Origin of the sequence: Allotamlana fucoidanivorans (genome assembly GCF_006265225.1) — a bacterium.
In the GTDB taxonomy this organism is placed as follows: domain Bacteria; phylum Bacteroidota; class Bacteroidia; order Flavobacteriales; family Flavobacteriaceae; genus Allotamlana; species Allotamlana fucoidanivorans.
Genome location: NZ_VDCS01000031.1, coordinates 1 through 5,282, shown reverse-complemented (window position 1 = coordinate 5,282; position 5,282 = coordinate 1). Strand labels below are relative to the sequence as shown.

6 protein-coding genes are annotated in these 5,282 nt (G+C 30.7%); all 6 read left to right on the top strand.

From position 1 onward, the window contains the following. On the top strand, positions 1-191 hold a 191-nt coding region (locus FGF67_RS16585), incomplete at its 5' end, for an integrase core domain-containing protein (RefSeq protein WP_139698875.1). 61 nt (positions 192-252) lie between these two features. Continuing rightward, positions 253-1,488: a protein kinase domain-containing protein gene (locus FGF67_RS16580; RefSeq protein WP_139698874.1), complete on the top strand. Its 1,236-nt coding sequence runs from the start codon at positions 253-255 to the stop codon at positions 1,486-1,488. Positions 1,489-1,653: 165 nt separating this feature from the next. Further along, complete coding sequence (locus FGF67_RS16575; RefSeq protein WP_139698873.1) at positions 1,654-2,277, top strand: hypothetical protein; 624 nt, start codon at positions 1,654-1,656, stop codon at positions 2,275-2,277. Positions 2,278-2,442: 165 nt separating this feature from the next. Continuing rightward, positions 2,443-3,270, top strand: a complete 828-nt coding sequence (locus tag FGF67_RS17470; protein WP_199240709.1) for a hypothetical protein — start codon at positions 2,443-2,445, stop codon at positions 3,268-3,270. A gap of 171 nt (positions 3,271-3,441) precedes the next feature. Continuing rightward, positions 3,442-4,137, top strand: coding sequence for a hypothetical protein (locus tag FGF67_RS16565; protein WP_139698872.1), 696 nt, complete (start codon positions 3,442-3,444; stop codon positions 4,135-4,137). A gap of 146 nt (positions 4,138-4,283) precedes the next feature. Next, positions 4,284-5,018: a hypothetical protein gene (locus FGF67_RS16560; protein WP_139698871.1), complete on the top strand. Its 735-nt coding sequence runs from the start codon at positions 4,284-4,286 to the stop codon at positions 5,016-5,018. The last annotated feature ends 264 nt before the right edge of the window (positions 5,019-5,282 follow it).

Genomic DNA, 5,282 nt, shown 5'->3' with positions numbered 1-5,282 from the left:
GCTACGAAAACGCTATTGCTGAACGTGTAAACGGCATCCTAAAAGACGAGTTTTATCTTGACCAGACCTTTGATAGCGTACAACACGCCAAAAGAGCAACAAAAAGTGCAATCAATCTATACAACGAAATTAGATTACATGTATCTTTAGACTATAAAACACCAAATATGGTATATTTAAAAACAGCGTAAATCAATTTTTAACCTGTAGCCATATTTCAGGACTAGACATTTAAAGAAACTCTGAGGAATAATGAAATGGGAAGACAAATATCGAATTAATAGCTCTAATCTAGGTGGTGGTCAAGGAGACTGTTTCATTGTTATAGAAATCGAAACAGGTAAACAATATTTCTTAAAAAAACTTAAAAAAAATTCTACCGAAAGACGTCTACGCTTCTTTAGAGAAACTACACTTTTCAAATCTCTGAATATATCAGGTATCCCCAAAATCATTGATACTAATGTTAACAATTTCGAAACCAATGAAGAACTATTTTATTGTGCTGAATTTATTAAAGGGAAAAGCCTAGATAAAATAGCAAAACCCGTTGAATTCAAAAGAGCTGTTAACATTTTTAAACAGCTATTAAACATATTAACTGAAATTCATGATAAAGAAATTGTTCACAGAGATATTAAACCAGAAAATATCTTAATTGATGATATAGGAAAACTTTTCTTAGTTGATTTTGGAATTTCAGTAAATCTAAATGACGAACAAAATATAACCTCTATTGGACAAGAACTAGGTAATAGATTTATAAGGCTACCAGAATTCTCAGCAGGAAGCACAAGTAAGCGAGATTCAAGAAGTGATTTGACACTAGCTTGCGGAATAGCATTATATTTATTTTCAGGAAAATATCCAAGGGTTTTATTAAATGAAAATGGACAATTTGCCCATCAAACAGATGAAGCTATTAAAACAATTTCTAAAATTAAAATGCCTTTCATTTGGAATACTATTTTCGATAAGGCTTTCCAGATAGACATGGCCAAAAGATGGTCTTCTGCTAAGGAAATTATAGATTTATTGAATCAAATGGAAAATATTGAAAATACAGACAAGAATCAAATTGAAGAGCAATTAAAACTTCATGCAAAGAAAATTCAAAGCAACAATTTAGATGATTTAAAAAATAATTTAATTACAATAAATGAAAATATTAAAAGAGAAGTTCAAACAATTTTAAGTTCCAAAGCTAAAGGTTTTAGAACAGAAAATATGGGATGGGTTTACAATCTTGGTGACATTGAAAATAAAAATCAAATTCGTGCTTATCCAATAGGAAAAAAGGAACATGTTATTATAAACATCCGAACAGCATTTTTAGGTGAACAAGTCATTGGATTTACTGAAATTAATAATAATGAAATTGAAGTCTGTAGAATTCGAATAGGTGATAAAATTGAAAAAACGGAAATGGAACAATTAAAAAATAAGCTTAGTTTAAATTTACTTCCTGAATTAGGAAAACTGTTATAAAAACGGCTTACAACAAAGTATATAAAAAATTGCTAGATTTGGCTAAACCAATGTTAGTTGCTCGTTTGCTGGCTTCTGATTTTCCTTCGGAAAATCCTCGCACACAAACACGCAACTTTCCATATACATAAACGTTGTACCCAATTTAACCCGAACGCAAACTGAATGTATAGTGTCGAAGAAATAAGAGAAAACTACAAAGGATTTTCCGATTCAAAAATTGAGAATATTGCAAAAAAAGAATCGAAAGGATTAAGAAAAGATGTTCTCGGGATTTTAAAAGAGGAAATTGAGAAACGGAATCTTGACAAGAATCTAATTAGTTGGGTAGAAACTGAAACCAAAACTTACGACGGAATTGAACGCAATTCTCTAATAAAGAAAATCCAAAGTCTGAATTGCCCAAAATGCGCTGAAAAAAAAGATAGACTTTATGGATTTGAAATTAATCAAGTCGTTTCTGTCTTACTTTTTGCGAACGACACACGGAATGAAAAAATATTGTGTTTAAGTTGTGGAAAAAAGGCAAAGTTAAAAGCAATTTTAATTACTTTTTTTGCTGGTTGGTGGTCAAGACGTGGAATTCTTTTAACACCTTGGATTGTGACAAAAGACTCTTTTAACTTTTTATTTATTAATAAAATAAGTGACAAAATAATTAATCGACTGATTGACGAAAACACAGGGCATTTTCGGAGAAAGGGAACTGAAAACGCAACTTTAAATCGACTAATTAAAAGAAGAAACGAAAAGGAAATTTTAGAAGATGAAGGATATGATTTTACCTAATAAAAAACTGGGTACAACAAAGCATAAAAACAATGCTTATTTTAGTGCTTAAACAAAGTGTAGTGCGCTTTTGTAGCTTCTGATTTTCCTACGGAAAATCCTCATACACAAAATCGCACTATTTTTATACGTAACCGTTGTAAAACATTTACCCAAACCAACAAAATGAGCAAATACAAATTAAACTTTTTGACAATTTTACTTCTGATTCCAATGTTTGCGATTGGACAAATTCCGAAAGGACATTTCTTAGACGCAGATGATTCGGCTGAAAAAGGATATAAATTAAAACCTTTCAAACAGAAAAAAGAAGGAATTTATCATTATGCAATTCTGACGGAATTGCCATTTGAAAATGATTGTGAAAGTGGAATTTCGGAAAAAGAACAAATTGCTTGTGCTGAAAAAAATCTAAATGGATTGATAAACGAAAAACTGAATTCTGAAACGGAATTTAATGGCAACGTTTATGTTTATCTGACTGTAACTGAAAAAGCGGAAATAATTGACATAAAAGTTAAATCATATCCACAATCAGATGAAATTGATAAATTAATAAAGCAAGCAACGGAACAAATAAAAGTTCGACCAGGAAAATATAAAAAGAAAGTAGTTAAATCTCGATTATGGACGAAATTAGAATTTAATTCTAATGAAAATGATAAAGGAAAATTCATTGGAAAGTGGATTGGAGAAGATGAAAAAGATATAGGATACTTGAACTTTGATTCGGAAGGTTATGCATACTTCGAAATACAAGGACAAATAATGGGCGGAAAAGAGTTTGTCCAAAATGGAAAAAAAGGAAGTATGACCTATGAAATAAATAGCGAAACAAAACCTATACAAGTAGATTTAATAGTAACGATGTTTAGAGTAAAAAACAAAAGAAACTACTCTGTATCTCGAATTTTATTGATGATGACACAATGGAATTTGCTATCGGCTTTGAAGGAATACGTCCGACCGAATTTGATTCTGAAGACTCAATAATTTTGAAACGTGATAAATAAAAACGTTTTACAACACCGTGTATAATTCATTGCTAGTTATAGCCTACTTACGAAAGTCCTCGCGGACTTTCTATCTGTGATTTAATTGCTAACTTTAGTGCTTAAACACGCAACGAAATCATACACAAAACCGTTGTGCAACATACCGAAAATGAACAAACTGCTAACAATTTCACTTCTGATTTTTCTATTTCTGTCTTGTAAAAACGACAAGAAATCTGAATTGGAATTTTATGCAGAAAATCAAACTTCATTTTTCGATTTGAGAAATGGAGATTGGACAAGAAACTCTTGGATTAGAAAACCCGAAAACTTAAAAATGCTTCACGAATCGTTTAAAAAGTTTGGATATGGAAAACTTGAGAATCTGATTTCAAAAAGCGAAAGTCATTTCCTTATCGAAGGAATTTATATAAAGCGGAATTTTGAGAATCTAATTGCCAGTTTGCAATTGACTTACAACAATCCCGAAATACAAACCAAGTATTACACTGAATTTTGGAACCGCAGAAAAGCGGAGAATAACGACTCAATCGTTTATCAAATAATCCGAGAATTTAACTCTATGAAATCGGACAAAAAACGACTTAATTACCAAAATAAGTTTGTAAATGACACTTTGGTTGATTTATTAAAAATTGAGTTTGATAACGACAATCTGAATTCGGAAAAAGCAAAAGCGGACTTTTATAAATTAAAAAAATACGGACTTCATCAATCGGCATACAACCTACTCTATGAAAGAGCAGAATATTCCGAATTGGATTTAAACCGAGAAAAATTAAAACAAGAATTAACTAAAACAACGGAATACAAAAACGCTTGGTTAATAGATACGGAAAAATAAGTACGTTGCACAACACCGGCTATAGTTCATTGCGGCGGAATTTCATAACTAAAATTCCTGCGTATTTGCTAACTTTGGTTTACGGCGGAATAGTTCTGCCGAACCATTCCGCAACGAAACCATAGCCAAAACCGTTAGGCAAAATTATGAAAAACGGAATTTCAATATTAATTTTATTTGTCATATTCAGTTGTAAAACTGATAACAAAACAGGTGAAAAAAATATTGAATATCAAAAAATAGAAAAAACTAAAACTGACTCAATTAATACATTTAGAAATCAAATAAGAATTGATAGCACGTTAAAACCATTAGGAAAGGTTGTTGAGTTAGAATTATCAAATGAAATTAAAAGCGAAAGTGTTTTTGCCCTTTGTTCTTGTCAAAAAGACAAAAAAAATAACATAATTAAAATTCAATTAAGGTCAGGAATACCGACAAAAAAAGAATTGGATTCTACTGGAATTACTGATAAATCTGGCGGTAGACTTAACCACTTAATGGATTTAGGTTACTTGAAACGAATTGACGGACAATTTCAATTCTTGACTCTGATTTTAAAAGATAGTGTCATAAAAAATCTTGAATTATATTCAAAATCTACAGAATTGGAATATAACGGTAGTGATTTTAAATCAATGGACATTGATAAATATAAAATTGCAATTTCAACTTTTGACTATTCTATTGCTTCAAATGTTTATGGTAATTTTGAATTGAGATTATCACAAGATTTCGGTTATTTTGAAAATGACACAATTTTAAAAGGACATTTTGAATGTAATAATTGGGAAATAAGTAGCAAAGAGGAAATAAAGGAATGGGATATTCATAAATCGTTCAAGAATAGAAATAACGATAGAGGATTTGAAATAAAATAACTTTGCCTAACACCGTGTAAAAATAATTGCTTGGTTCTAGTCTACTTGGAAAATCCTGCGGATTTTCCTCTGGTTCGTTCCATTTTTAGTAAGTTAGTTGCCTAATCACGCAACTATCCTTACACAAACCGTTAGCTGTAATTTTGACCCGTCCTGAATAAAGGCTACATAATTTCAAACATTATGTACAAAAATGACAAAGTAATCAGACGGTATTCAGAACCTTTTAAACTGAAAATTTTAGACGAACTTACAACAGGAAAA

Coding starts and splice junctions, on each gene's coding strand:
- FGF67_RS16580 (WP_139698874.1), top strand. CDS start 253: ATGAAATGGGAAGACAAATATCGAATTAATAGCTCTAATCTAGGTGGT.
- FGF67_RS16575 (WP_139698873.1), top strand. CDS start 1,654: ATGTATAGTGTCGAAGAAATAAGAGAAAACTACAAAGGATTTTCCGAT.
- FGF67_RS17470 (WP_199240709.1), top strand. CDS start 2,443: ATGAGCAAATACAAATTAAACTTTTTGACAATTTTACTTCTGATTCCA.
- FGF67_RS16565 (WP_139698872.1), top strand. CDS start 3,442: ATGAACAAACTGCTAACAATTTCACTTCTGATTTTTCTATTTCTGTCT.
- FGF67_RS16560 (WP_139698871.1), top strand. CDS start 4,284: ATGAAAAACGGAATTTCAATATTAATTTTATTTGTCATATTCAGTTGT.